This window comes from Micromonospora sp. NPDC093277 (assembly GCF_044765245.1).
Taxonomy (GTDB): Bacteria; Actinomycetota; Actinomycetes; order Mycobacteriales; family Micromonosporaceae; genus Micromonospora.
Map to the genome: position 1 here is coordinate 80946 of NZ_JBIWJO010000016.1, position 25648 is coordinate 106593.

Annotated in this window: 19 protein-coding genes; 15 read left to right on the forward strand and 4 right to left on the reverse strand. The window is 74.2% G+C overall.

Translation table 11 applies throughout. From position 1 onward, the window contains the following. Positions 1–149 precede the first annotated feature (149 nt). The 14 genes from ACIRG9_RS28015 (at position 150) to ACIRG9_RS28080 (ending at position 17036) form a co-directional block, all read left to right on the forward strand. The gene (locus tag ACIRG9_RS28015; RefSeq protein ID WP_402862208.1) at positions 150–1931 is read left to right on the forward strand and encodes an amino acid adenylation domain-containing protein; all 1782 of its coding nucleotides are present in this window, start codon (positions 150–152) and stop codon (positions 1929–1931) included. Then, positions 1931–5395: an SDR family NAD(P)-dependent oxidoreductase gene (locus tag ACIRG9_RS28020; RefSeq protein WP_402862211.1), complete on the forward strand. Its 3465-nt coding sequence runs from the start codon at positions 1931–1933 to the stop codon at positions 5393–5395. The genes ACIRG9_RS28015 and ACIRG9_RS28020 overlap by 1 nt, the downstream gene beginning before the upstream one ends. A gap of 28 nt (positions 5396–5423) precedes the next feature. Continuing rightward, a complete protein-coding gene (locus ACIRG9_RS28025; protein ID WP_402862214.1) occupies positions 5424–6623 on the forward strand; it encodes an aminotransferase class V-fold PLP-dependent enzyme in 1200 nt (399 codons plus the stop codon). Beyond that, positions 6620–7381 carry a thioesterase II family protein gene (locus tag ACIRG9_RS28030; RefSeq protein WP_402862217.1) on the forward strand — a complete coding sequence of 254 codons (762 nt, stop codon included), beginning with the start codon at positions 6620–6622 and terminating at the stop codon, positions 7379–7381. The genes ACIRG9_RS28025 and ACIRG9_RS28030 overlap by 4 nt, the downstream gene beginning before the upstream one ends. After that, positions 7374–8717 (forward strand): acyltransferase domain-containing protein, encoded by a 1344-nt coding sequence (locus ACIRG9_RS28035; RefSeq protein ID WP_402862220.1) that lies wholly within the window; start codon positions 7374–7376, stop codon positions 8715–8717. The genes ACIRG9_RS28030 and ACIRG9_RS28035 overlap by 8 nt, the downstream gene beginning before the upstream one ends. Continuing rightward, complete coding sequence (locus tag ACIRG9_RS28040; protein WP_402862223.1) at positions 8714–9592, forward strand: 3-hydroxyacyl-CoA dehydrogenase family protein; 879 nt, start codon at positions 8714–8716, stop codon at positions 9590–9592. Before ACIRG9_RS28035 ends, ACIRG9_RS28040 begins: the two co-directional genes overlap by 4 nt. Position 9593: 1 nt before the next feature. Then, on the forward strand, positions 9594–9842 hold the full coding sequence (locus ACIRG9_RS28045; RefSeq protein ID WP_402862226.1) for a phosphopantetheine-binding protein: 249 nt from the start codon (positions 9594–9596) through the stop codon (positions 9840–9842). Continuing rightward, positions 9832–11016: an acyl-CoA dehydrogenase family protein gene (locus tag ACIRG9_RS28050; protein ID WP_402862229.1), complete on the forward strand. Its 1185-nt coding sequence runs from the start codon at positions 9832–9834 to the stop codon at positions 11014–11016. Before ACIRG9_RS28045 ends, ACIRG9_RS28050 begins: the two co-directional genes overlap by 11 nt. A 4-nt stretch (positions 11017–11020) precedes the next feature. Next, positions 11021–12109 carry an HAD-IIIC family phosphatase gene (locus tag ACIRG9_RS28055; RefSeq protein WP_402862232.1) on the forward strand — a complete coding sequence of 363 codons (1089 nt, stop codon included), beginning with the start codon at positions 11021–11023 and terminating at the stop codon, positions 12107–12109. Continuing rightward, positions 12109–13098 carry a hypothetical protein gene (locus ACIRG9_RS28060; RefSeq protein WP_402862235.1) on the forward strand — a complete coding sequence of 330 codons (990 nt, stop codon included), beginning with the start codon at positions 12109–12111 and terminating at the stop codon, positions 13096–13098. The genes ACIRG9_RS28055 and ACIRG9_RS28060 overlap by 1 nt, the downstream gene beginning before the upstream one ends. Next, the gene (gene mtnC, locus ACIRG9_RS28065; protein ID WP_402862238.1) at positions 13095–14411 is read left to right on the forward strand and encodes an acireductone synthase; all 1317 of its coding nucleotides are present in this window, start codon (positions 13095–13097) and stop codon (positions 14409–14411) included. The genes ACIRG9_RS28060 and mtnC overlap by 4 nt, the downstream gene beginning before the upstream one ends. Next, positions 14411–14977: a 1,2-dihydroxy-3-keto-5-methylthiopentene dioxygenase gene (locus ACIRG9_RS28070; RefSeq protein WP_402862241.1), complete on the forward strand. Its 567-nt coding sequence runs from the start codon at positions 14411–14413 to the stop codon at positions 14975–14977. The genes mtnC and ACIRG9_RS28070 overlap by 1 nt, the downstream gene beginning before the upstream one ends. Positions 14978–15016: 39 nt before the next feature. Beyond that, entirely contained in the window at positions 15017–16729 is a 1713-nt protein-coding gene (locus ACIRG9_RS28075) for an IlvD/Edd family dehydratase (RefSeq protein WP_402862244.1), read from the forward strand. Positions 16730–16823: 94 nt separating this feature from the next. Next, complete coding sequence (locus ACIRG9_RS28080) at positions 16824–17036, forward strand: MbtH family protein (protein ID WP_402862247.1); 213 nt, start codon at positions 16824–16826, stop codon at positions 17034–17036. 77 nt (positions 17037–17113) lie between these two features. Here the strand turns inward: ACIRG9_RS28080 and ACIRG9_RS28085 are convergent, their stop codons facing one another. The 4 genes from ACIRG9_RS28085 to ACIRG9_RS28100 form a co-directional block, all read right to left on the reverse strand. Then, positions 17114–17983: a response regulator transcription factor gene (locus ACIRG9_RS28085; protein ID WP_402862250.1), complete on the reverse strand. Its 870-nt coding sequence runs from the start codon at positions 17981–17983 to the stop codon at positions 17114–17116. Between the two features lie 293 nt (positions 17984–18276). Continuing rightward, entirely contained in the window at positions 18277–21192 is a 2916-nt protein-coding gene (locus tag ACIRG9_RS28090) for an AAA family ATPase (protein ID WP_402862253.1), read from the reverse strand. 154 nt (positions 21193–21346) lie between these two features. Next, positions 21347–21568 carry a hypothetical protein gene (locus ACIRG9_RS28095; protein ID WP_402862256.1) on the reverse strand — a complete coding sequence of 74 codons (222 nt, stop codon included), beginning with the start codon at positions 21566–21568 and terminating at the stop codon, positions 21347–21349. A gap of 56 nt (positions 21569–21624) precedes the next feature. Next, a complete protein-coding gene (locus ACIRG9_RS28100) occupies positions 21625–24651 on the reverse strand; it encodes a type 2 lanthipeptide synthetase LanM family protein (RefSeq protein ID WP_402862259.1) in 3027 nt (1008 codons plus the stop codon). A 278-nt stretch (positions 24652–24929) separates the two neighbouring features. Between ACIRG9_RS28100 and ACIRG9_RS28105 the strand changes: the two genes are divergently transcribed. Next, positions 24930–25535, forward strand: a complete 606-nt coding sequence (locus ACIRG9_RS28105) for a response regulator transcription factor (protein ID WP_402862262.1) — start codon at positions 24930–24932, stop codon at positions 25533–25535. Positions 25536–25648: the final 113 nt, after the last annotated feature.

Below are 25648 nucleotides of genomic sequence, written 5' to 3' on the forward strand. Positions count from 1 at the left end.
GCGCAACGGCACCGGCAATCCACCCCTGTCGCTGCTTCTCTGCCGCCGGACCAGCCGGGCGAGCAGGCTGAGGACGATCGCCGGCAGAGCTGCGACGCCGAGTGGTGGGAGAGCCAAGTGGACAAACGTTTGGGCGGAAGTGACGCGCGATGAACGACGCCTCAACCCAGTGCCTGCACGACATGTTCGCGCTACACGCGGACGCCGCGCCGGACGCGATCGCCGCCGTTGCCGGCGACCGGTCGATCACCTACGGACAGCTCCGGGAGCGGTCCCGGCAACTGGCCGCGGCCCTGCGCGCCCAGCACGTCGGGCCCGACGTCGTGGTCGGCCTGCACGTGCCGCGCTCCATCGACATGCTCGTCGGGATCCTGGGCATCCTCGAGGCCGGGGCGGCGTACCTGCCACTGTGGGTCGGCCACCCGGCCGACCGGCTCCGGTTCATGCTCGACCACTCCGGAGCGCGGGTCCTCGTCGAGTCCGACGCGACCCGTGGCGGCCTGCCGGAGTTCGACGGGATCCGGGTCCCGGTCGACGCCGAACCGGCCGACGCCCGACCCGACGCCGTGCCGGCCGAGGCCGGGCCGCGCGCCACCTTGGACCACCTCGCCTACGTCATCTACACCTCGGGCACGACGGGCACCCCGAAGGGCGTCGCGGTGCCGCACCGCGCCGCCGCCCGCATCGTCCGGTCCGGGATCTACGGCACGTTCGACGCGGGCCAGACGTTCCTGCAGTCCTGCCCGCTGTCGTTCGACGCGTCGGTCTTCGAGATCTTCGGCTGCCTGGCCAACGGCGGCCGGCTGGCGATCCTGCCCGACCAGCGGGTCTCCACGGAGCTGATCGTGGACACGGTCCGCCGTACCGGGGTCACCACGCTCTGGCTCACCCCCACGCTGTTCAACCGGATCGTCGACGACGCGCTGCTCGACGGCGCGGGCCTGCACCAGGTGGTGGTCGGCGGCGAGGTCCTGTCGAGCGCCCACGTCGCCCACGCGCTGGGGTCGCTCGGCGCCGGGATCGCCAACGGGTACGGCCCGACCGAGGCCGGCGTCTTCACCTGCTGCCACCAGTTCACGGCGGCTGACCTGGCGCAGTCCCCGCCCCCGGTCGGCCGGCCGCTGCCCGACACCGAGGTGCACATCCTCGACGAGCGGCTGCGCCCGGTTGCCGACGGCGAGCAGGGCGAGCTGTACATCGGCGGCGACGCGCTGGCCCGCGGCTACCACAACCGGCCGGACCTCACCGCCGCCGCGTTCGTGCCCGACCCGGTCGGCACCCGGCCCGGCGCCCGGCTGTACCGCTCCGGCGACCTCGCCCGGAGGCTGCCCGGCGGGCTGGTCCAGGTGCTGGGCCGCACCGACGACCAGGTGAAGATCCGCGGCAACCGGGTCGAGCTCGGCGAGGTCGAGTCGGCGCTGGCGGAACTCCCGGAGATCCGGCAGGCCGCCGTGGTCGACCGGACGCAGGGCGCTGACCGGGTCCTGGCCGCGTACGTCGTCCCGGCCGCCGGCGCGCCGACCGTCGCCGAGCTGCGCCGCCGGCTGGCGGCACGGCTGCCCGACTACATGATCCCGTCCGAGTACCACCGGGTCGAGGCGCTGCCGCTCACCCAGCACGGCAAGCTCGACCGGGCCGCGTTGCGGGCCGACACCGGCGCCGCCCGGCTCGACCTGGGCAGCCGGTACGCGGCCGCGGGCTCCGAACTGGAGACCGTGATCGCCGCGCTCTGGGCGGAACTGCTCGAGGTGCCCACGGTGGGCGTCGACGACAACTACTTCGACCTCGGTGGTACGTCGGCGTCGGTGCCGGCGCTGAGCCGGCGGATCCACCAGGAGTTGGGCGCCCAGCTGCCGGTGACGGCGCTCTACGAGTACCCGACCGTCCGGAGCCTGGCCGAGTCGATCGCGAGCGTGGGGGTGCGGGGCTGATGAACCAGGAACCGATCGCCGTCATCGGGATGGCGGCCACCATGCCCGGGGCAGGCGACCTCGACGAGTTCTGGGCCAACCTGCGGGCCGGACGGGAGTCGATCACCTTCGGCGCCCCGCTGACCGTCGACGACCAGGAGGCCGGCCGGCGGTGGATCCACGCCCGCGGCGTGCTCGACGACGTACGCCGCTTCGATTACGAGTTCTTCGGCATCCCCCGGCGGGAGGCCGAGGTCCTCGACCCGCAGCACCGCGTCCTGCTCGAACACGCGTGGGCGGCGATGGAGGAGGCCGGCTACGACGTGCACCGGCTCACCGAGCGGGTCGCCGTCTACACCACGGTCGGGCCGAACACCTACCGCGAGGGCCGGGAGTTCGACGCGCACTCGGCCGCCGAACGCCTGCTCGTCGAGCTGTCCAACGCCCCGGACACGCTCTCCACCCGCATCTCCTACAAGCTCGGCCTCACCGGCGAGAGCCTCAGCGTGCGTACCGCCTGCTCGTCGTCGATGGTCGCGATCCACCTGGCCGCCGAGGCGGTACGCGCCGGCCGGGCCGATCTCGCGCTGGCGGGTGCGGTCAACATCCGCTGCCACGACAGTCTCGCCTACGAACAGCAGGACGGGTTCATCCTCTCCGCCGACGGCCACACCCGCGCCTACGAACAACGCGGCACCGGCTACGTCGAGGGCGACGGCGTCGGGGTCGTCGTACTGCGCCGGCTCTCCGACGCCATCGCGAACGGCGACCACATCCACGCCGTGATCCTCGGCGGCGGGATCAACAACGACGGCAAGGCCAAGGCCGGCTTCTCCGCGCCGGGGGTCGAGGGGCAGTCCGCGGCGATCAGCGCCGCGCTCGCCGCCGCCGGCGTGCCGGCCGAGTCGATCCACCTGGTGGAGGGGCACGGCACCGGCACCGCGGTCGGCGACCCGATCGAGGTACGCGCCCTCACCCGCGCCTACCGGCAGTACACGCGGGAGCGTGGGTTCTGCGCGCTGAACTCGGTGAAGGCGAACATCGGGCATCTCGGCTACGCGTCGGGCATGGCGGGGCTGCTCAAGGCGATCCTGTCGGTGAAGCACGGCGAGATCCCGCCCGCGCCGGACTTCGACGAGCCCAACCCGGGCATCGACTTCGCGGACTCCCCGTTCTATGTCAACCGCACCCTGCGGCCGTGGCCGGACGGCCCGCGCCGGGCTGGTGTCAGCTCCTTCGGCATGGGCGGCACGAACGTCCACCTGGTCGTGGAGCAGCCGCCGCAGCCGGCGCCGGCCGAACCGCACCCGCCGGCCGAGCACGCGGTGCTGCTCTCGGCCCGCAGCGAGACCGCGCTGTACGCGATGCGGGAGCGGCTGCTGGCCTGGCTGGCCGGGCGGCCTGACGTGGCGCTGGCCGACCTCGCGTTCACGCTGGCGGCCGGCCGGCGACCGCAGCCGCGACGCTGGGCCGCCGTGGTCTCGTCGACCGCGGAGCTGGCCCGGGCGCTGGCCGGCGACGACCCGGCCGGCGACAACCCTGCCGCTGGGGAACTGGCCGACCTGGCCCGGGAGTGGGTCGACGGCGGCGACGTCGACTGGGCGGCCCGGTACCAGGGCCGGCGGTACCGCCGGCTGTCCCTGCCCACCTACCCCTGGCAGGGCGAGGAGCTGTGGGTGCCGGTCGCCGACCAGCAGGTCACCCCGGGCGGCGCCGCCGGGCGTACGGCGCAGGAGCCGGAACCGGTCGACCGGTGGCTGTACCGGCAGGTGTGGACCCGGACCGGGCTGCCCCGCCCGCACCACCCCGGCGACCTGGCGCGCACCGACGGCACCTGCCTCGTCGTCGGCGACCAGCCCGAACCGGCCGCGACGGTACGGGCGGAACTCGCCGCGGCCGGGCTGACCGTGGTGGCGGTGGAGCCGGCCACCGAGTTCGACGTGACCGCCGACGGCGTGGTGCGGGTGCGGCCGGAGGACCCCGCCGACCTGGCCCGACTGGTCGAGCACGTGGTGGCGGAGATCGGCCCGGTCACCCGGGTGGTACGGCTGCGCTCCGGCGGCGCCCCCGCCGAGGCGGCCCTCGCCACCGGCGTGCTCGGCACGCTGTCGCTGGTCCGGGCGCTGGTCGCGGCCGGACAGTCGCCCGAACTGTGGGTGGTGACCGAGAACGCCCAGCCGGTCGGGGACGCCACGGCGGTGGACCCGGCGGCGGCGGCGCTGCTCGGGCTCTGCCAGGTCGTCCCGCAGGAGCATCCCGACCTGGGCTGCCAGGCCCTGGACTTCGCGGCCGGTACGCCCGCCGCCGACGTCGCGGCCCGGCTGCTGGCCGAACTGGCGAGCCCGGCGGAGACGCCGGAGGTCGCCTACCGCGGCGCCGACCGGCACGTCCCGTCCTTCGAGCGGCTGGACACCGCGGGCGGGGTGGCCACGCCGGTCCGGCCGGGCGGGGTGTACCTGATCGCCGGCGGCTCGGGCCGGATGGGCCTGGCGATCGCCACCCACCTCGCGGCATCCGGCGGAACCCGGATCGCGCTGGTGTCCCGCCAGGGCCGGCCGCCCGGCGCGGACGCCGCCCGGCGGCTGCGCGAACTCGGCGCCGAGGTGCTCACGCTGCGCGCCGACGTCGCCGACGAGCGGCGGATGGCCCAGGTGGTCGAGGAGGTCAACCGGCACTGGGGTCCGGTCAACGGCGTGGTGCACGCGGCCGGGATCGAGGGCGGCGGCAGCGGCTTCACGTTCGTCGCCGAGACCTCCGCCGACCACGCCCAGGACCTGCTGCGGCCCAAGACCACCGGAATCGGCGTCCTCGACCGCGTCACCCGTACCCAGCCGCTGGACTTCTTCCTGGTCTGCTCGAGCCTGAGCGCGGTCCTCGGCGGCATCACCTTCGGCGTCTACACGGCGGCCAACCGCTACCTCGACGCGTACGCCGAATGGCGCAGCGCGAACGGCGCGCCGTGGGTCAGCGTCGACTGGGACGTCTGGCGGTTCGACAAGGCCGCCGCGGGCCTCGGCGCCACCGCCGCCACGGCGACGGCGATGGACGTGGACCAGGCGACCGGCCTGCTCGGCTCGGTCGTCGCCGCCGGGGACGCCCGGCTCGTGGTGTCGACGGTGCCGCTCACCGAGCGCGTCGACCGGGTACGCCGGTTGCTGCGCCGCCGGCCGGCCGACGAGCCGGGCGACGCCCAGCCGGCCGCGGCGACCCAGGACGAGCTGTGCGAGCACCTCATGCAGATCGTCGGCGACCTGGTCGGGGTCGACGACCTGGTCGACGACGACGAACTGCTGGCGGTCGGCTGCGACTCGCTGACCTTCCTGGAGGCGCTGGCGCGGTGGGAGAAGCGCAACCGGATGAAGGTGCCGATCACGCGGCTGTGGGGCTGCCGCACATTCGCCGAGCTGGCCGAGGCCGGCTGGCAGGTGGTCAACGAGGAACGCGCGGACGCCGGTTCCCTGGCGCTGCGCTACCTGGCCGGTTAACCGTACCGATCTGTCGAGATGAGCTGAGATGAACATCAACCTGGTACGGGCGCGGGCGGACACGCCCGGAGTGAAGTACGTCGCCCATCTCAACAACGCCGGCGCCAGCCTCGCCCCGAAACCGGTGGTCGACGCGGTCATGCGTCACCTCCGGCTGGAGTCCGAGCTGGGCCCCTACGAGGCCGCCGAGCGGGCCCGGGTGGCCGTCGAACGCGGGCACAGCGCTCTCGCCGACCTGCTCAACTGCCACAGCGACGAGATCGCGATGTTCGAGAGCGCCACCCGGGCCTGGGGCGCGGCGCTGTCCAGCATCGTGTTGGGGCCCGGCGACCGGGTGCTCATCAGCCCGATGGAATACGGCAGCAGCTACCTCTCCTTCCTGCACCTCGCCCGGCGTACCGGCGTCCAGCTGGAGGTTCTGCCGGTGGACGCCGACGGCCTGGTGGACGTCGCGGAGCTGCGGGAGCACATCGACGAGCGGGTGAAGCTGATCGCCATGACCCACGTGCCGATGCACGACGGCCTGATCTACCCGGTGGCCGCCATCGGCCGGGTCGCCCGCGAGCACGGGATCACCTACCTGGTGGACGCCAGCCAGTCGATCGGGCAGCTCCCCGTCGACGTACGCCAGATCGGCTGCGACATGCTGGTCGGCTGCGGCCGGAAGTTCCTGCGTGGCCCCCGGGGCACCGGGTTCCTGTACGCGAGGCGGGAGTTCGCCGAGCAGCTCTCGCCCGGCACGGTCGGGCTCGACGGCGTCGAGTGGGACGGGGTCGGCTACCGGTTCGCGCCGGCGGCCCGCCGGTTCGACACCTGGGAGACCAACTGCGCGACCCGGATCGGGCTGGGTGTCGCCGTCGACTACGCGCTCTCCTGGGGGATCGAGAACACCTGGCACCGGATCCGGGAGCTCGCCGCCGGCCTGCGCGTGGATCTCGCGAGCATCCCGGGGATCACCGTGGAGGACCGCGGCCGGGAACGCTGCGGCACCATCGCGGTGACCGTGCACGGCCAGGCCGCAGAGCTGGTCCGGGCGGAGTTGCAGCGGGCCGGCATCAACACCTGGGTGTGCCTGTCGAACGCCGCCTGCGTCGACATGCAGCGGCGCGGCATCAGCAGCCTGCTCCGAGTCTCCGTGCACTACTACAACTCGGCGGAGGAACTGGCCCGGCTCTGCACGGTGCTCGAATCGCTGACCGTCGGCCAGGCCCTGAAGGTGGCGTCGTGACCGGCTCGCCGTGGATCAGGCGACCCCGGGTGCTGCCGGAGGCCCGGCTCAGGCTCTTCTGCGTACCGCCGGCCGGGGCGGGGCCGTCGTTCTACGCCCGCTGGCTGGCCGAGCTGGCTCCGGCGGTCGAGGTGTGCCTGGTGCACCTGCCCGGCCGTGAGTCGCGCTACGGCGAACCGCCGGTCGACGACCTCGACGTGATCGCCGCGCGGGTGGCCGAGGCGGCGCGGCCGCTGCTCGACCGGCCGTACGCGCTGTTCGGCCACAGCATGGGCGCGCTCGTCGCGTACGAGGTCGCCCACCGGTTGCCGCGCGAGCCGGAGCGGCTCTTCGTGGCCGGGGCGACGGCCCCGCACCGGCCCGGCACCGAGCCGGAGATCGCCCACCTGCCGGACGCCGAGTTCCTGGCCCGGGTACGCCACGGGTACGACGGCATTCCGGACTCGGTCTGGGCCAACCAGGAGTTGCTGCGGCTGCTGCTGCCGATGCTGCGGGCCGACTTCGCCGCCTGCGAGCGGTACCGGTGGCCGGCGCGTACGCCGTTGGGCTGCGACATCCACGCGTGCAGCGGCACCGGGGACCACTACGTGTCGCAGCCCGAGCTGTCCGGCTGGGGCGACCTCACCACCGGCCGGTGCACCGTCGACCTGATCGGCCACGGCCACTTCAACCTGGTCTCCGACCGGGCTGCGGTGCTCCGGCTCGTCCGCGAGCATCTCGGACTCGTCGCCGCGTTGGAAGGAACACGAAATGACTGAGTCGGTGTTGACCACGGTGGCCACCCGCCCGGCGGAACTGCTGCTGTGGTCGGCCGCCACCGCCGAGGGACTGCCCGCGGCCCGGCAGGCCCTGCTCGGGCGGATCGAGGCCGCGCCGGAATCGCTGCCGGAGCTGGCCCGCGAGTCGCAGCACGCGGCGCACGGCGCGTACCGGGGAGCGGTCGCCGGCGCCGACACCGCCTCCGTGGTGGCCGCGCTGCGCCGGGGCCGGGGCCTGGAGGGCGGCCAGCCGGCGGTCCGGCGGCCGGTGGCGTTCCTGCTCAGCGGGGTTGGCGACCAGTACCCGGGGATGGGCGCCGAGCTGTACCGGACCGAACCGGTGTTCCGGGACGCCGTCGACCGCTGCAGCGCCGTGCTCGAGGCCGACGGCTGTGACCTGCTCGACCTGCTGGTCCGGCCGGTGGAACAGACCCCGCGGCTGCCGGGCGACCTGCGCGCGATGCTGCGGCCCCGGCAGGTGCCGCAGGGCCCGCTCGCCACCACCCGGTACGGCCAGCCGGGCGTCTTCGTGCTCGAGTACGCGCTGGCCGAGCTGGTCCGGAGCTGGGGCGTGGAACCGGCGGCCATGATCGGCTACAGCCTCGGCGAGTACGTCGCCGCCTGCCTGGCCGGCGTGATGTCCCTGCCGGACGCGCTGCGGCTGGTGCGGTGGCGGGCCGAGCGGATCGAGGAGCTGGCGCCCGGCGGCATGCTGGCCGTGGCGCTGGCCCGGAACGAGATCGGCCCGTGGCTCGGCACCGACCTCGACGTGGCCGCCGTGACCAGTCCCTTCCAGACCGTGCTCGGCGGCCCCCGGGCGGCGGTCGCCGACCTCGAACAGCGGCTGACCGACGCCGGCGTCGTCTATCAGCGGGTCGGTGCCCACCACGGCTTCCACACCCGCACCATGGCACCGCTCGGCGCGCGGCTCACCGCGTGGATCGGCGCCAACGTGCGGCTGGCCGAGCCCCGGATCCCGTACGTCTCCAACATCACCGGCAGCTGGCTCACCGACGCCCAGGCGACCGACCCGGCGTACTGGGCCCAGCACCTGGCGCGTCCGGTCGAGCTGATGTCCGGTCTCGGCACCCTGTGGCGGGACGTGGACCCGGTGGCGATCGAACTCGGCCCCGGCGAGGGTCTCTCCTCGTCCGCCCGCCACCACCCGGCCTGCGACCGGGCCCGGCTCGCCCGCGTCCAGCCGGGCCTGGCCCCCGCGTTCGCCGGCCGCTCGGAGACGGCCGGGCTGCTGACCTCGCTCGGTCGGCTGTGGACGGCGGGCCTCGACGTCGACTGGGCGCGCTTCACCAACGACACCCCAAGGAGTGAGTCATGATCGGCGTGGTCGGTGCCGGCACCATCGGGACGGGCGTGGCGCAGAGCCTGGCCCAGGCCGAGCACAAGGTCGTCCTGGTCGACACGTCGGCCGACGCGCTGGACCGGGCGCGGGCGGAGATCGGCCGGGCGGTCCGGTTCCAGCGGCTCGTCGCGCCGAAGCTGCGCACGTTCGCGCCGGCCGAGGTGCTGGACCGGATCACCTTCACCCAGGATCTCGACGAACTCGCCACGGCGAGCGTGGTGATCGAGAACGTCTCGGAGAAGTGGCCGGCCAAGGAGCCGGTGTACCGGGCGCTGGACCGGATCTGCGAGCCCGGCTGCGTCTTCGTGGTCAACACCTCCTGCTTCCCGATCACCGACGTCGCCGCCCTCACGTCGCGGCCCGGGCAGGTGATCGGCCTGCACTTCATGAACCCGGTGCCGCTGAAGCCGGTGGTGGAGCTCATCCCCGGCTGGCACACCACCCCCGCCACGATCGAGACGGCGCAGTCCCTGCTCGCGTCGATGGGCAAGACGTCCATCACGGTGAACGACTCGCCGGGCTTCGTGTCCAACCGGGTGCTGATGCTGACCATCAACGAGGCCGCGTTCTGCCGGGCGGAGGGAATCGCCTCGGCGGAAGCGATCGACGAGCTGTTCAAACGGTGCTTCGGCCACGAGATGGGCCCGCTGGAGACGGCGGACCTGATCGGCGTGGACACCATCCTGCACAGCCTGGAGGTGCTCCACGAACGCTTCGGCGACTCAAAGTACCGGCCCTGCCCGCTGCTGCGGACGATGGTCGCCGCCGGCCTGCTCGGCCGCAAGAGCGGGGAGGGCTTCCACCACTACGGGATCACCGGCGACCGGCGGCCCGCGACCCAAGGAGCCTGAGTTGGACACCAAGATCCGCCCGGACACCAAGACCCGCATCCGGACCTTCCTCGGCACCCGCTGCCCCGGCGACCTGCGCGACGACGACGACATCTTCGAGACCGGCCTGGTGAACTCGCTCTTCGCCATGCAGCTGGTGCTCTTCGTCGAGCAGGAGTTCGCGATCGAACTCGACAACGAGGACCTGGAGCGCGACAACTTCCGGACCGTCAACGCGATCGCCGAGCTGGTCGAGCGCCATGTCGGCTGAAACCCTGGCACCGGTCGCACCCGGGCCCCCGGACACCGCCCGGTTCCGCGAGTTCGTCGACCGGGTCGTGGCCCCGCGGGCGGCCGAGATCGACCGGACCGGGGTGCCCACCGACGTGGTACGGGCCCTGGCCGCCGAGGGCCACCTCGGTGCCGGGGTGGCCGTGGCACACGGCGGGGCCGGCCTCGGCGCCGTGCCCCTCGGCGTGCTGCACGAGGAGGTCGGCCGCGGCTGCTCGTCGGTACGCACCCTGCTGACCGTGCACGGGATGGTCGCCGGGGCGGTCGAACGCTGGGGCAGCGCCGCCCAGCGGGCGGACCTGCTGCCCCGGCTGGCCCGGGGGGAGGTGCTCGGCGCGTTCGCGCTGAGCGAGGAGTCCGCCGGCAGCGACCCGAGCACCCTGGTGACCTCGGCCGAGCCGGTGCCGGGCGGCTACCGGCTGACCGGCGTCAAACGGTGGATCAGCATGGCGCTGGCCGCGGACGTGCTGCTGGTGTTCGCCCGCACCGGGGACGGCATCACCGCCTTCCTGGTGCCACGGGACACCCCGGGCCTGCGGGTCGTGCCCATCGACGGCGTGCTCGGCACCAGGGGCGGGCTGATGGGCGAGGTACGCCTCGACGGCTGCCGGGTGCCGTCCGGCGCCGTGCTCGGTCCGGTCGACCGCGGCTTCATGACGGTGGCGGCGACCGCGCTCGAGTTCGGCCGCTACAGCGTCGCGTCCGGCTGTGTCGGCATCGCGCAGGCCTGCCTGGACGCGTCGCTGGAGCACACCGACCGCCGGTGGCAGGGCGGCGCCCTGATCCGGGACCACCAGCTGATCCGCCGGCTGGTCAGCGCGATGGCCACCGACGTGGCCGCCGCCCGGCTGCTCTGCCGCCAGGCCGGCGCGCTGCGCGAGCGCAACGACCTGGCCGCCCCGCTGGCCACCTGGACGGCGAAGTACTTCGCGGCCGCCGCCGCCAACCGGGCCGCCCGGGAGACGGTGCAGATCCACGGCGCCGCCGGCTGCTTCGACGGGCATCCGGCCGCGCGCTACTACCGGGACGCGAAGGTCATGGAAATCATCGAGGGCAGCACCCAGATCCAGGAGATCGTGATCGCCGACCTGGTCCGCCAGGACCGGCACCGGCTGGCGGAGCTGCCCGACGCGCTGATGTCGGTGGGGAGGTGAGCCGGTGAGCACGGACGCCGCCAACCGGCCTGTGAAGTGCGTGATCTGGGACCTCGACAACACCCTCTGGGACGGCGTGCTGCTGGAGGACCCGCAGATCCGCCCGCGTACGGAGGTGCTCGACGCGATCCGCGCCCTTGACGAGCGGGGCATCCTCAACTCGATCGCCAGCCGCAACGACCCGGCGGCCGCCCGCGCGAAGCTCGACGAGCTGGGCATCGGCGACCTGTTCCTGCACCCGCAGATCAACTGGGGCTCCAAGGCGGAGTCCGTGGCGACGATCGCGCGGCGACTCAACCTCAACCCGGACGCGCTCGTCTTCGTCGACGACCAGATCTTCGAACGCGAGGAGGTCGGCTCCCGGCACCCGACCGTCCGCTGCTTCGACGCCACCGAGGCCGCCGGGTTGCCGGCGCTGCCGGCCTTCCACCCGCGTTTCGTGACCGGGGAGTCCCGGCAGCGGCGGCAGATGTACCGGGCCGACATCGACCGGGATGAGGCGGCCGCCGAGTTCACCGGCTCCTCCGAGGAGTTCCTGGCCACCCTGGGCATGGAGTTCACCATCGCCCCCGCCACCACCGAGGACCTGCGGCGGGCGGAGGAGTTGACCGTCCGGACCCACCAGCTCAACACCACCGGCCGGACGTACTCGTACGCCGAGCTCGAGGCGTTGCAACGCTCGGACGACCATCTGCTGCTGCTGGCCGAGCTGACCGACCGGTTCGGCTCGTACGGCAAGATCGGGTTGGCCCTGGTCGAGCTCGGCCCGGACGTGTGGCGGCTCAAGCTGCTGCTGATGTCGTGCCGGGTGATGTCGCGTGGGGTCGGCACGGTGCTGCTGAACGAGATCCAGCGGCTCGCGGCCGAGGCCGGCGCCCGGCTGCAGGCGGACTTCGTGGCCAACGACCGCAACCGGATGATGTACGTGACCTACCGGATGGGCGGCTTCCGGGAGGTGCACCGCGACGGCGACGAGGTCGTCCTGGAGGGCCCGCCCGGCGAGGTCCCGACGAGCCCGCCGTACCTGACGGTCCGGGGCGTGGCCGGCGGGGACGGCGCCGTCCGGCAGCCGGTTCGGTCGGGGGTGGGCTGATGGGCACCCCGATCCTGGCCGACAGCGTGCGGCTGGCCGACGACGGCGTGCACATCCTGGACCGGCGGGTCTTCCCGGCGCGGCGGGAGTGGGTGCGGTGCGCGACGGTCGAGGACGTGGCCCGGGCGATCGAGGCGATGGTGACCCAGTCGTCCGGCCCGTACTTCGCCGCGTTGTGGGCGATGGTGCTCGCCGCCCGGGAGGCCGTCGACCGGCCGGACCCGTTGGCGCACCTGCGCTGGGCGGGGGAGCGGATCATCGCGACCCGGCCCACCAACAACCACCAGCGCGAGGCGGTGCGGTCGGTGCTGTCCGCGGTGGACGACGCGGATCTGGTCGGGTCCGTGCTCGCCGCGGCGCGGGCCGGCGACGAGCGCTACCGCACGCGCAGCCGCGAACTCGGCGAGCACACCGCGAAGCTCCTACCGGAGAACGCCTCGGTGCTCACCCACTGCTGGGCCGACCTCTACCTGGTCGGGCTGGTGACCGCCGCGCAGGAGATGGGAAAGACCCTGACGTTCCACTGCACCGAGACCCGCCCGTACCAGCAGGGCGCCCGGCTGACCGCGCACACCCTCGCCGAGATGGGCGTCGAGACGACGGTGATCACCGACAACATGGGCGCCGCCGTGCTCGCCTCGGGCCGGATCGACGCGCTGGTCACCGCCGCCGACCGGGTCACCATGGACGGTCACGTGGTGAACAAGGTCGGCACCCTGGGGCTCGCGATCGCCGCACACGCGCACCGGGTGCCGTACCTCGCGATGGTCCACGCTCCCGACCGGCTCGCCCCGACCACCGCCGACGTGCCGATCGAGTACCGCGCGGGCACCGAGGTGCTCTCCGCGGTCGGTGTGGTCGATCCCCGGATCCGCGGCCACTACCCCGCATTCGACGTCACCCCGCCCCGCTACGTCACCACGGTGGTCACCGACCGCGGCCCCTTCGACCCGGCCGCGCTCGCCGGCTACCACGAGGAGGGGCCGTGACCACCGGCGTGGACCTGGTGCTGCTCGACATCGAGGGCACACTCACCCCCACCAAGCAGGTGCACTCCGTGCTGTACGACTACGCCCGGCCCCGGCTCGGCCCGTGGCTCGACGAACACGCCGGCTCCCCGGCCGTCGCCGAGGCGGTCGCGCAGGTCCGGTCGCTCGGCGGGCTGGCACCCGACGCGGGCACCGGGGACGTGCTGCGGGTGCTGCACGGCTGGATGGACGCGGACGAGAAGGTCGCCCCGCTGAAGACCCTCCAGGGCCTGATCTGGCAGCGCGGCTACGCGACCGGCGAGCTGGTCACCGAGTTCTTCGCCGACGTGGCGCCCGCGCTGCGCGCCTGGCACGCGGCCGGGCTGCGGCTCGCCGTCTTCTCCTCCGGCTCGGTCACCGCTCAGCTCGCCGCATTCTCCCGGACCACCGACGGCGACGTGACCGGGCTGTTCAGCGGGCACTTCGACACGGTCAACGCCGGACCGAAACGGGACGCGTCGTCGTACCGGAGCATCGCGGCGGCGCTGGGCGTCGACCCGGCGCGGGCGGTGTTCCTCACCGACGTACCCGAGGAGGTGGCCGCCGCGGCGGCGGCCGGCTGGCGCACCGTCGGCGTGGCCCGGCCCGGGGAGCCGTACCACGCGGCGGACTTCGGGCCGGCCCGGACCGTCGCCACGTTCGACGAACTGGTCCTGGCGCCGGCCGCGCTGCTCGCCGCCGGCCGGGAACTCGCCGCCGAGGCCGCCCGGTACGCGGAACGGGGCTGGATGCGCGGCACCTCCGGCAACCTGTCGGTGACCCTGGGCCGGGACCCGCTGCGGCTGGCCGTCACCGCGAGCGGGATGGACAAGGGCGAGCTGACCGCGACGGACGTGATCGTGGTCGACGCGGGCGGCGACGCGGTGTCGGCCGGGGTGCCGTCGGCGGAGGCCGGCCTGCACGCCCGGATCGCGGCGGTCGCCGGAGCCGGGGCGGTGGTGCACGTGCACGCGCTGGCGCCGGTGCTCGCCGCCGAACGCTGGCCGGACGGGGTACGCCTGTCCGGCCTGGAGATGCTCAAGGGCGTCGGCCGTGGCGCGCACGACGATCCGGTCACCGTGCCGGTGATCGCCAACGGGCAGGACATGCGGGCGCTCGGCGACGCCTTCGAACGCGGGTTCCGCTCGGACGTCCCGGCGCTGATCGTGGCCCGGCACGGCATCTACGTGTGGGGCGCGGACCTGCGTGAGGCCCGGCACCGGCTCGAATGCCTGGAGTGGCTGCTCCGGTTCGCCCTCGCGACGAGCACCGACGATCCGACGAAGGAGTTGTGATGACACTGCTGACCGTGTGGGCCGACGACGAGCCCGGCACACCGCTGCGGCGCACCGAGGACGGCGAGAAGATCGCCGCCGAACTGGGGCAGCTCGGCGTCCGGTTCGAGCGCTGGCCGGTGGTCGAGGAGCTGCCCGCCGAGCCGACCTCCGAGCAGGTCCTGGCCGCGTACGCGGACCAGGTGGCGCGGGTGGTCGACACCGAGGGGTACGTGCTGGTCGACGCCCTCTCGATGAACCCGACCGTCGACCCGGAGCAGGCGGCGCAGGCCCGGCGGAAGTTCCTCGCCGAGCACACCCACGACGACGCCGAGGACCGTTACTTCGCCCGCGGCGCCGGTGCCTTCTACCTGCACATCGACCGCAACGTGTACGCGGTGCTGTGCGAGGCGGGCGACCTGCTAAGCGTGCCCGCCGACACCCGGCACTGGTTCGACATGGGCACCCGCCCCGACTGGGTGGCGATCCGCTTCTTCCACGAGGAGGACGGCTGGGTCGGCAACTTCACCGGCAGCGGGATCGCCGCCACGTTCCCCGACTTCGACACCCTCGTCGCGACCCGCTGACCAGCGCGGGCGCGCCCCGCACGGACGAAAGGACCGATCGTGTCGCTACGCAGTTCGGCGTGGTACGCCGGCCAGGACCGCAACGCGTACATCCATCGCGCCTGGATGCGACGTGGTACGCCGGACGACGCGTTCACCGGTCGGCCGCAGATCGCGATCGCCAACACCGCCTCCGACCTCACCCCCTGCAACAGCCACCTGAACGAGGTGGCCGAGAGCGTCCGCCAGGGGGTGTGGGCCGCCGGCGGGGTGCCGCTCAACCTGCCCGTGGTCTCGCTCGGCGAGACGAACATGCGGCCCACCGCGATGCTCTGGCGCAACATGGCCGCGATGGCCACCGAGGAGATGCTGCGAGCCAACCCGATCGACGGGGTCGTCCTCCTCGGCGGCTGCGACAAGACCATCCCCTCGCTGCTGATGGCCGCCGCGTCGGTGGACCTGCCGGCGGTCGTGGTGCCCGGCGGGCCGATGCTCAACGGCACCTTCCGGGGCACCCCGCTCGGCTGCGGCACCGACGTGTGGCGGCTCAGCGAGGAGGTCCGGGCCGGCACCCTGCCCGCCGCCGCGTTCCTGGAGTCCGAGTCGTCGATGATCCGCAGCCGTGGGCACTGCAACACGATGGGGACCGCGTCCACCATGGGGCTGCTCGCCGAGGCGCTGGGCATGACCCTGCCCGGCACCGCCGGCCTCCCGGCCGCGGACAGCCGGCTGCTGGCCCGGGCCCACGACACCGGCCGGCTGGCCGTCGAGCTGGTCAGCGCCGGGCGACGGCCCAGCGACGTGCTCACCGCGGGCTCGTTCCGCAACGCGATCGTGGCGCTGGCCGCGATCGGCGGCTCGACCAACGCGGTCGTCCACCTGCTCGCGATCGCCGGCCGGCTCGGCGTGCCGCTGACGCTCGACGACTTCGACCGGATCGGCGCGGACGTGCCGCTGCTGGTCAACCTGCAACCGGCCGGCCGGTTCCTGATGGAGGACCTGCACCGGGCCGGCGGGTTGGCCGCCGTGCTCGACCAGGTCGCCGACCTGCTCGACCCGGACGCGGTCACGGTCACCGGCCGGCCACTGGTCGAGCACCTCGCCGGTGCGGCCATCTGGGACCCCGACGTGATCCACACCCGGGAGGCGCCGCTGCAGAAGCAGGCCGGGATCGCCGTGCTGCGGGGCAACCTCGCCCCCGACGGCGCCATCATCAAGCCGGCCGCCGCGTCGGAGCACCTGCTGGTCCACCGTGGCCGGGCGGTGGTGTTCGACTCGGTCGAGGAGCTGCACGCCCGCATCGACGACCCGGCGCTCGACGTGGACGCCGACTCGGTGCTGGTGCTGCGCGGCTGCGGACCCCGGGGGTATCCGGGAATGCCGGAGGTGGCGAACCTGCCGCTGCCGGAGAAGCTGCTGCGGGCCGGCGTACGCGACATGGTCCGGGTCTGCGACGGCCGGATGAGCGGCACCGCCTACGGGACGGTCGTCCTGCACGTCGCCCCGGAGGCCGCGGTCGGTGGACCGTTGGCGAAGGTCCGCACCGGCGACTGGATCACGCTCGACGTGACCCGGCGCCGGCTGGACGTCGAGGTACCCGACGCCGAACTGGCCGCCCGTACGCCGTCGCCCGGGTTGACGGACGCGCTGGCCCGCCCGTACCGCGGCTGGGAGCAGCTCTACGTCTCCACGGTCACCGGTGCCGACACCGGTGCCGACCTGGACTTCCTGGTCGGCGCCAGCGGCCACGACGGGGTCCGCGAGTCGTACTGACCACCCGCCGTACCCGTTCTTCTCTGCAACCGCCGTCGGCCCGCCGGCAGACTGGTTGCAGTCGACAGTCAAGCCCGAGCCGAAGGGACTTCCCGTGTACGACGAGCAGACGGACGACCGCACCTACCAGGTCGTGCTGAACGACGAGGAGCAGTACTCAATCTGGCTGGCCGACCGGGAGCTTCCGCTGGGCTGGCGCGCCGAGGGCACCCGGGGCAGCCGGGAGGAGTGCCTGGCCCACATCGGCACGGTCTGGACCGACCTGCGCCCGCTGAGCCTGCGCCGGCAGATGGCCGACCAGAGCTGACAAGTGGCCGAACTGCGCGATCACCGCGAGGGTGATCGCGCAGTTCGCTGTCGGCGGACCGGCGAGCGTCGGACCGGTCAGATCAGGCCGGCGCGGACGCCCCGGGCCACCGCGTGGGCCCGGTTGCGTACCTGCAACCGGGCCATCAGGTCGTAGATGACGTTCTTCACGGTGTGCTCGGAGCAGGTCAACGTGTCGGCGATCGCCGCGTTGCCGTGCCCCTCGGCGATCAGCCGGAGCACCGTGGTCTGCCGGGCGGTGAGCGGCTCGACCGGCCACACCACCGCCGGCCGGGCCGCGACGGGTGCCGCCGGCGCCGGCTCGCCGGCGTTCGCCTCGTTGATCAGCCGGACCAGCGTCTCGTACGCGATCCGGCCGTAGCCGTGCACGGCCGAGCGCACGGCGGCGGCGAGCCGCGCGGGGGTGACCTCGGTGGACCCCACCAGCACCTGGGCGCCCGCCCGCACGGCCCGGCGCACCCCGGTGGGGGAGAACCGGTCCGCCACCACGATCAGCCGGTAGTCACCCGACCGGTACGCCGCGGGGCAGGCCTCGATCGCCTCGTCGACCGTACCGCCGGCCGCCACGACCACCGTCTCCGGCGACCGGTCCGGCTGGGCGGCAAGGGCAAGGTTGGCGCGGCGCAGCAGGGCGAGGACCCCGGCCCGGGCCCGGGTGTCCCGCGCACTGACGTGCACCCGGAGCGGTGCGGTGCCGGGGTGCGCGACCGGCGTCGCGCGGTGTCGGGTCTGTCGCCCGTCCCGGGCCGCCTCGCCCGGGCCCGCCTCCCGGGTGGCCTCGCCGAATCCCCGGCCGCGCTCGGGCCGGAACGTCGTCGCGTGCTTCCGGTCGCCGGGTTCCGGCCCGGCCCACCGCTCGGGTACGGAGACCGGTGTCGTGTGGCGGGGCGGTGCCCAGCCGGGCGCCAGTGTCGCGTTGCTGCTCATCGTGGTGACTCCTTCGGGGTGCGTTCTCGCCGACGACCGACCGGGGTGTCCCGGGCCGCCGTCGCGCTCTTCACCACCTGAGCCTCGCCAACGGGGAGGGTCCGGCGCATCGGGTCCGGCTCCCCACATTCGCGGCCGCCCCGTACGTGGTGGCCGCCGCGCCGAGCAGGCACAACAGCGTGGTCGACCCCCGCCGACGGGTACGCGTACCGGCGGGCGGGTGCAAATCCGGGGGAGCCCTACCGATGTCTCCCGCTCCGGCGCGGTCTCTCCGGGAATCCCGCCGGTCGCCGTCAGGCCGACAGCGCCATCGACCCGAACTCGCTCAACGCGATCCGGTCCCGCTGGCCGGTCTTGGCGATGAGGCTGGCCACGTGTTTCTCCACGGTGCGCGGCGACAGGTGCAGCCGTTCGGCGATCTCGCGGTTGCCCAGGCGTTCGATCAGCAGCCGGAGGATCTCGAACTCGCGGACCGTGACGCCGATCGTGCGCAGCGCCGACGGAATCTCCTGGACACCGCGCCGCCGCTGGGCGACGGGCGCCCCGGCGCGGCGCATCAGCGCCCGGCAGGCGCTCGCCACCGCCGTCACCTCCACGGTGTGGAAGTGTTCCTCGGCGGTGCGCAGCCACTCGACCGGCGTGCCCCAGTTCTCGGCGACGGCCGCCTCGCTGACCAGGCGGAGCCCCATGTGCCGGCCGGTGGCGTAGGGTGCGCCCACCCGCTCGGCCTCGGCAACGGCCTCCGCCGCCTGCGCCGCCCGTCCGGCCCGGCCCTCCAACACGGCCTTGGCGAAGAGCGCGAACTGCCGGTCCCAGCGCAGCCGACTGACCGGCGCCGAGGTGACCGCGGTGTACTCCGCGTGGTCGGCCTCCCCGTTCAACACCCGCAGCAGCAGGTGCAGTCCGTACCGGCCGGTGAGCTGATAGATGCTCGGGCTGCGCTCCTCCGCCGCGAGCGCCAGCGACAGCTCCTCGATCGCCCGGGGCCGGTTCTCCTCCAGCAGGGCACACCACGCCCGGGCCAGGCCATGCACCCTGGGGGTGAGCTGCGCGAGGTCGCCGGCCCAGCGGCGCAGCTCGGCCAGGGCCGCGTCCATCTCCCGGCGCCGGCCACGGTGGGCGGCGACGATGGCGCGCAGCAGGAGCGCGTACCGGGTGGTCTCCAGCAGCTTCAACCGGGTGGTGACGGCGAGCACCTGGTCGAGCAGCGCCTCGGCGTCGGCGAAGTCGCCGCGCAGGGTGGCGTAGAGGGCCAGGCTCGCCTCGGCCTGGTAGCGCGTGGTCACCGCGCCGACCTGGGACGCCTCCAGGCGCACCTGCTCCAGCCGGTCGACGTTGCCGTCCCGGAGCGCGTCGTCGTTGCCGAGCCGGATCAGGGCGTGGATCTCCTCCAGCCGCAGGCCGTGCCGTACCGCCAGTTCCCGGGCCCGCTCCAGGCAGGCGGTGGCCTCGTCCGGGTCCCGGCCCCGGCTCAGCGCGCCGAGCAGTTGCCATGCCTGGCAGGCGACCACCGGCAGCGGGACCGCCTCGGCGACCGCCGCCGCGCGCCGGGCCAACGACTCCGCGGTGCGGACCTGGCCCGGACCGGCCACGTCCAGCATCAGGTGGGCGGCGACGGCGTCAACGGGCGCCACGTCCCTGTCGGCGGCGTCCGGCCCGAGCAGCCGGCGGGCGGTCTCCACCTGGGCCAGTCCGTCGGCGGAGCGGCCGGCGACGGCGGCGGCCCAGGCGAGGCGGGTGTGTAGCTGGGCTCGGGCGCGGCGGTCCAGCACGCCGCTGATCCGGTCCAGTTCGCCGGCCGCCGCGACCGCCCGCTCGACCTGGCCCGCCTCGGCCAGCGCGTAGAGCAGCGTGGCGAAGGCGTCGGCGCAGTCCTGCGCGTCGTCGTCCTGGGTGAGCAGGCCGGTCGCCTTGTCCAGCAGGGTCACCGCGGACTTCGCCGCGCCCTGGGCGAGGGCCCGCCGGCCGGCCTCGGCGAAGAGCCGGCCGGCGCTGGACCGGTCGCCGGAGGTCAGGCGCAGGCTGGCCGCGATCTGGCACCACTCGCCGGGCAGGCCGGGATAACACTGCTCGACCGCGTCCGCCACCTGCCGGGTCAGCCGGCTGCGCTCCCCGGGGTGGAGCAGCGTCTGCAACGCCTCCGCGATGAGCGGGTGCTGGAAGGCGTACCAGCCGGAGATCTCCTCGTCCGGCGCGACGAGCTGGGTGGTCAGTTCGGCGTGCAGGTAGCTCAGCAGCTCGCGGTCGCCCAGCCCGGTGGCGGTCTGGACCACGGCGAGCGGGAAGCGGCGGCCCAGCACGGCGGCGACCGACAGCAGCTCCCGTCCTGGCGCGCCGAGCTTGGCCAGCCGCCCCGCCACGCTGCGCGCCAGCGTGGTCGACACGGTCGTCTGCACTTTGCCGGTGACCCGCCAGCCGTCCGCCTCGGCGACCAGCAGGCCGCTGCTGAGCATGCCGCTCAACAGCTCCTCGACCAGCAGCGGGATGCCCCCGGTGTGGGCGCGGAGGTGTTCGGCGACCTGTTCCGGCACGTCCGCGGCGTCGCCGCCGAGGCACGCGCCGGCCAGCCGGCGTACCTCGTCGTCGGCGAGCCGATTCAGCTCGATCAGGACGGCGGAGCGCCGCTGGGCCGCCGAGCGGACCAGGTCGAGGGCGGGGCAGGGCTCGGTGCGGACCGTGCCGAGGAGCATCGTGGGTTGCCGGTCGAGGTTGTCGACGAGGTACTCGATCACGGCCAGCGTCTCCGCGTCGGCGTCCTGCAGGTCGTCGAAGATCATCAGGCAGCCGCGTCCACGGCCGACCAGGGCGGCCAGCCGCAGTACCGCCTCGGCGAGGACCACCAGGGAGGCGCTGGCCTCACCCGGCGGCGGCGGGCCCCAGTCCGGGATCAACCGCGCGAGGACCGGCCGGTACGGACCCAGGGCCTCGATGTCGATCGTTTCGCCGGCACGCAGCAGTGACATCAGCGCCTCGGCCAGCGACCGGAACGGCACCATCGGGCCGACCGAGCTGCCCCGGCCCCGCAGAATGCTCATGTCGTCGGCGAATCCGAGGTCGGCCGCGGCGGCGGCCAGCCGGGACTTCCCGATGCCGCCCTCACCGACCAGGAACACGGCCCCGGCCGTGCCGGATCTCGCCGCGCGGAGTGCCTGCTCGACCGTACGGAGCTCGTCATCTCTGCCCACCAGGAGCGATGCGCGGGTCCGCATGCCCGCAGACGATACCGGGCGTGACCACGCGGGTCCATCGGCGTAAACGGTGACGGTGCCGGGCCCGGTCACGCGCTCGGGGAGACCATGCCCGCATGGTCTCCCCGAGCGATCGGCGCGATCACCTGGAGCGCCGAAGGACTCCTGAGCGCAATCAGTGCGTCCCGCAGCATCCGGTGTCGGTGATACCGATCAGCTCCTGTGCCGCGTTGCCCAGGCCGGTCGCCGGCGCTTCCGGCGCGACAACCACCCCGGCCAGCAGGGCCGCACCCAGCGCGAAGGAGGCCGCGGCCGGCGCCAGCCGGTTGGTGCCACGGGTGCGGGTGGTCGCGGTGTCGTCGCCGGTCGTGACGGTGGTGTTGGCTACCTCGGACATTGTTCCTCCTCTTTCGAAGCTTCCCTGATGGTGTGGGTGGGTCTGTCGGCTGTGGCTCATCGAGTGAACTGAGCCAACGCCTCGGCGGGCTTTCGTGGCGTGGGTTGCAGTAGCAGGACCGAGGGCACCCGTTCGGCGAAGCCGAGCCGGAGCAGCCCGTATCCGATGCCCGCGAGTCCGTTGAGCAGCCCGGGGGTCGCGATGCCACCGGGCGTCCCGCAGTAGGCGGCGTGTTGGTTGATGGCGGCCAGGATCTGCCCGGCCCGGCGCCGCCGCGCCTGCCGCGCGGCGCGGCCCCGGGCGGCCGCCTCCGCCACGATCAGCGCCTCGGCGACGCCGAGTTCACCGTGGCAGAGACTGAGGTCGCGCAGCACCGGACGGTCGGCGAGCCGCGGCAGGACCGACCGGGCCGCGGGGTCGCCGATCAGGCTGGTGCGGGCGATCAGCAGGCCGGCGGCCCCCGAACACCAGCCGTACGACTCGTCGGCGATCGCGCCGGCCGGGGCGCCGGCCCGGGCGACCGCGCGCCACGCGGCCCGCGCGTACCGCGGGTCGGCCCCGGACTCGGCGAACCGGGCCAACGCCCACCCGATGCCGGCCGGTCCGGTGGCGAAGCCCGGCAGCACCGGCTCGCCGTCCTCCGCGCACCGGCCGTCGGTCCGCTCGACCAGCTCGACCAGGCGGTCCGCGCACGCCTCGGCCAGCCGCGCCGCCGCGGTCGAGCCGAGTTCGTCGCGGACCGCGGCCATCGCGGCGAGGCAGCCGGCGCTACCCGTCGTCCAGCCCGGCGGGGCCGGGGCAGGGGCCGCGGTGGCGGACAGTTCGACGGCCGTCTCGGCCCACTCGCGCAGCGTCGCGTCGCCGAGCAGAGTGGACATCCGGGCCAGGCCGTAGGCGATTCCACCCAGCCCGGTGGTCCCGCCGCAGCCGATGGCGGAGAGCAGGTCCGGGCGACCGCCGAGCACGGTCCACAGCGCTGGCACCGGCCCGACCGCGCGCCGGGCCACCTCGGCGTACCGGGCGATGCCGGTCAGCTCGGCGAGCTGGGCCAGGAACAGCGCGACGCCGAGGTAGCCGTCGCCCAGGCTGGCGCCCATCGGCAGCACCATCCACCGGGTGTCCTCCACCGCCTGCAGGCCGATCCAGTTCACCCGGCCGGCGGGCCCGTCCGCCTCCCGCTGGGTCATGCCCCGGGCGACGATCTGGTCGGCCAGCCCGCAGGCAGCGGCGAGGAGCCGGCCGGGGTCGGCGTCCACCACGGTCGACGGGCCCGGCAGCGCGGGCCCGCCCCGGTGCCCGCCGACCGGGCGTCGGGCGGCCAGGCTGGCGGAGATGATCCACTCCTGGTCACCCCGGTCGACCTCGTCCATCGCCTCGACGGTCGAGACCGCGCCGGCTAGGCCGCTGCGGTCGAGCAGATCCGGCACCCGCTCGTCGGTGGCGGCCCAGACGTCCCGGGTCCCCGGGTAGCTGGTCAGCAGCGGGATGTCACCGGAACGCAGGTCGGCGATCTCGTACGGGGCCAGCGCGCGCCAGAGGGGATGGTGGGCGGACGCCTCCCGGAGCGTGTTCAGGGCCTTGTCCCAGTCGTCGACGTCGCCCAGCAGATCCGGCCCGGTGGAGTCGTCGAGCAGCCGGGCGTACCCGCCGCTGCGCCGGGCCACCACCCGGATCTCGACGTCGCGGCACTCCTCCAGCAACCGGGTGAACCCGGCCCGGTCCCGGACGATCGCGTCGTACCCGAGCCGGAAGCCGGCCAGCACGGCTGCCTCGTGGTCGGCCGAGTCCAGCGGCTCCGCGCCCAGGTACGGGCGGTTCTGGGCGCCCGGGAACGCCGCCGGCTGCCGTACCAGTCGGGTCGTGTCGGTCGCCGGGGGATCCCAGTCCAGCACCCCGTCGGGGCGGGTCTCGCCGGGGTCGCCGCCCATTCCGGAGAAGTCGAGGGTGCCGTACTCGCCCACGGTCAGGTACGGCAGCAGGCCGGTACGCCGTACCGAGGCGGCCAGCGCCGCGGCGGCCGGGTCGGCGGTGACGGTGTGCCCCGCCGGCAGCAGCGGATGGAACAGCGTCTCGACGTCGATCAGGACCGGCTGGTCGGCGCTGGCGATGAGGTTCTCGCAGTGGATGTCGATCGCGCGGGTCGCGTACAGCGCGGCGAGCAGCATCCCCTCGCGGCGGTAGAAGTCCGCCGCCTGCCCGGGCTGGTCCAGCGGCTGGTGCGCCACGAACTCGATCCAGCCGTACCCGGGCCGGGCCAGCACGGCCGGGGTACGGAGCTGCACGTCGGGCACCCGCTCGTTGAACCAGCCGACCACCGCGCCGAACCGGGCCAGCGCCTGCGGGCTGCGCGGCCGGTAGATCACCTGGCGACCGTCGGCGAACTCGACGACCGACACCGAGCGGCCCCGCCGGTGCGGGTCGCCCAGACCGGGCCGGACGGCGACGACCGGTCCCGGATCCATCCCGTCGAGCAGGGCGCCGACGATCGCCGCGCGGTCGGCCCCGAACCGGGCCAGCAGCTCCACGGCGGCCTCGGTGGCGTGCTGACTGGCCGTGCCGAGCAGTCGGGCGAGCACGGGGTATCTCGAGACCAGCGCGACCAGCCCGCGCCGGGTCGACAGCCGGGCGATGAAGTCGGTGAAGCGCTGCCGGCCGTCGGCGCCGACCAGGTCACCGGCGGCCCGGGCGACCTCCAGTTCGCGCACGATGGTGCGCGCCGCGATCCGGGCCAGCCGCCGGGCCAGCACGGCGGTGAAACTCTCCGTCAGGGCGCGCAGCTCGACCTGCTCCGGCGCCAGGTGGCGGCGGGCCGACGCGGCCAGCGACTCCTCGGCACCGGCCAGGAACGGTCGCAGCGGCACGGCGAACGCGTCCGGCCATTCGTCGGCGGCCGGCGGCTGGCCGGCCGGGTGTGCCGCCGCGACGGCGACGGCCTGCTCGACGACATCGACCCAGCCCGGTCGCGACGAGTCCGCCCCGTCCACGAGCGGGCCGTCCGCCGGTGCCAGCGCCCTCGCCCACCACTGCGGACCGAGTACGTCGGTGGCGGATCCCTCACCCGTGGCTGTCGATAGAAGACTCACGCTCCGTAAGTTGCCATACGGCCGGGGCCGGGTCATGGGTAGAGGACACCCACATTCTCTGGGCCGGTACCCGGAGCGGGATCCGCGACCGGGCGGGTGCCGCGCGGGTCCGGCGTACGCCGGGTCGCCGGCCGCTGTCGAGGGCGGCCACCCGGCCTCAGGCGGCCCTTCCGTGCCGGCCGGTCGGTTACCCCGGCCCGGAATTGGCGTGCGTCCTACCCATGCGCGCACCCCGGCCGCCGTATTTCGATGTCGACAGTCCGACGAGGAGGTCCGAGATGGGCGAGCCTGTAAGCGTCAACGTTGTCGCGCTGGATCCCGTACTGGAGGCGGGTACGACCAGCGCCCTGTTCAGTTGCCCGGACATCAGTGTGGTGGTGCCGGGCGAGCCGGCCTGGGTCACCGTCGTGATCGTCGACGACGTCAACGACGAGATCCTCGACCTGGTGCGGGCGACCCGCGCCAAACCCCACCGGCCCGAGGTGGTCCTCGTCGCCGCCGAGTTGGCGGCGGCCGCGGCGCTGCACGCCATCGCGGCCGGGGCGCGGGGACTGCTCCGCCGCCGCGACGCCAGCCCGGACCGGCTGGTCCACGCGGTGCTCGCTGCCGCGAGCGGTGACTGCCTGGTGCCGCCCGACATGCTCGACGGCCTGCTGGAGCACGGTGCCGTCGCCCGGGACCCGGCGCTGGCGGCCAACCTGACCGAACGGGAACGCGCGGTGCTGCGCATGGTCGCCGAGGGCCACGAGACCGGCGACATCGCCCGGGCGCTGTGCTATTCCCCCCGCACCGTGACGAGCGTCCTGCACGACATCACGCACCGTTACCGGTTGCGCAACCGGGCCCACGCCGTGGCGTACGCGTTGCGGGCCGGGCTGCTGTGACCTCGCGCGCCGCTGCCGTCCGCCTGCCGGCGGGACGAGGCCACCACGACCTCGCCCGCCGGCCGGACGGGAAGAACCGGCAGCGGTGGCCGCGAGCCAGCCGTGCCACCGCT

Bases quoted from the DNA above. Each gene is read 5' to 3' on its own strand.
- ACIRG9_RS28095 (WP_402862256.1), bottom strand. From the start codon at position 21,568: ATGTCCGAGGTAGCCAACACCACCGTCACGACCGGCGACGACACCGCG.
- ACIRG9_RS28105 (WP_402862262.1), top strand. From the start codon at position 24,930: ATGGGCGAGCCTGTAAGCGTCAACGTTGTCGCGCTGGATCCCGTACTG.
- ACIRG9_RS28085 (WP_402862250.1), bottom strand. From the start codon at position 17,983: ATGAGCAGCAACGCGACACTGGCGCCCGGCTGGGCACCGCCCCGCCAC.
- ACIRG9_RS28020 (WP_402862211.1), top strand. From the start codon at position 1,931: ATGAACCAGGAACCGATCGCCGTCATCGGGATGGCGGCCACCATGCCC.
- ACIRG9_RS28015 (WP_402862208.1), top strand. From the start codon at position 150: ATGAACGACGCCTCAACCCAGTGCCTGCACGACATGTTCGCGCTACAC.
- ACIRG9_RS28060 (WP_402862235.1), top strand. From the start codon at position 12,109: ATGGGCACCCCGATCCTGGCCGACAGCGTGCGGCTGGCCGACGACGGC.
- ACIRG9_RS28025 (WP_402862214.1), top strand. From the start codon at position 5,424: ATGAACATCAACCTGGTACGGGCGCGGGCGGACACGCCCGGAGTGAAG.
- ACIRG9_RS28050 (WP_402862229.1), top strand. From the start codon at position 9,832: ATGTCGGCTGAAACCCTGGCACCGGTCGCACCCGGGCCCCCGGACACC.
- ACIRG9_RS28040 (WP_402862223.1), top strand. From the start codon at position 8,714: ATGATCGGCGTGGTCGGTGCCGGCACCATCGGGACGGGCGTGGCGCAG.
- ACIRG9_RS28035 (WP_402862220.1), top strand. From the start codon at position 7,374: ATGACTGAGTCGGTGTTGACCACGGTGGCCACCCGCCCGGCGGAACTG.
- ACIRG9_RS28090 (WP_402862253.1), bottom strand. From the start codon at position 21,192: ATGCGGACCCGCGCATCGCTCCTGGTGGGCAGAGATGACGAGCTCCGT.
- ACIRG9_RS28070 (WP_402862241.1), top strand. From the start codon at position 14,411: ATGACACTGCTGACCGTGTGGGCCGACGACGAGCCCGGCACACCGCTG.